Here is a 1094-nt window from a genome sequence, read left to right on the forward strand (position 1 = left end):
CAGTTCTGTCTGCTCATCCGCTAACTGCGCGTTCGCTTTGCTCCAGTAGCCAGCGTCGGCAAGCGCCTTCTCCGGGCGCTTGCCGTTCACCTTCTCGCAGGTCTCCAGCATCGGCTTGAGCTGCTGGACGTCGTTTGCGTCAGTAGTGATCTCCTGAGCGACGATGACCTGTGTGTCGCAGTCCACCATTGCTTGGCCGTTGTAGCCCTGTTTCCACCCGTTGCTCGTTTTGAGCGTTTGACTCGCTGGATCTGTCGTGTTTGCCTTTGAGTCCTCCGGAAGCTCCACCTCCTCCGGAGGTGTGGGCTTCCGCCCACGCTTCTTCTGGCCTGATTCTTCCTCTTCCTGTTCTCTCTGGCGGATCTTCTCGGCTTGCTCCTCCTTGAGCTGCTGTTCGGTGGCGTTGAGTCGGTCCCTGGCTTCCCGCAATCGATTCAGTCGGTCCTCTCGCTCCCGGAGTTCCTCCGGGAGCTCGTCTCCGCGTTGTTCTGGTCCGTATTCGTCGTCTTCGGCTTCGTCGACCTCGGCAGCTTCCTCAAGGATGTCGTGTATTTCGTCGGTAATCTGCTCACGAGTCCGGTTTTGGTCAAGGGCCGCGTCGCCCTGGACGCGACGGCCGTCCAGGGCGACCTCGCCCATCTCGGCCATCCCAGCTTCCCGACAGAGGCGAAGGATCTCAACGAAGAGGTGCTCGAACTCCTCGCGGTGGTTCTTGCGGAAGAGGCTGATCGTGCGGAAGTCAGGGTGTTGATTCGCGGCAAGGTAGCGAAAGGCGATGTCACGTTCAAGGAGGCGGTCGAGCTTCCGGGAGCTGCGGATGCCGATGCAGTAGCCGAAAACGAGGACTTTGAGCATCATCACGGGATGGAAGGACGGCCGCCCGCGGCCGTCCTCCCGATTGTCCGGATAGAATGGGTCAAGCCGGCCCTCGTTGTCGAGATGATCGATAACGTCGGAAACGTAGCGTTCGAGACTATCCTCTTCGACCCACTCCGCGACGTTCTTTGGCAGGAGGTGTTGCTGACCTTGATCGTATCGGATAAAATTGAACGTCACGGGTGAATCCTTACGCTGTACAGGATTTTCTGCTAGAT

1 protein-coding gene is annotated in these 1094 nt (G+C 58.9%); it reads right to left on the minus strand.

The genetic code is table 11. The annotated features are described in order from the left end of the window. On the minus strand, positions 1–1056 hold a 1056-nt coding region (locus tag U4E84_RS18380; protein WP_322533498.1), incomplete at its 3' end, for a transposase. Between the last annotated feature and the right edge of the window lie 38 nt (positions 1057–1094).

Source organism: Halorubrum sp. AD140 (assembly GCF_034497445.1).
Classification (GTDB): Archaea; Halobacteriota; Halobacteria; order Halobacteriales; family Haloferacaceae; genus Halorubrum.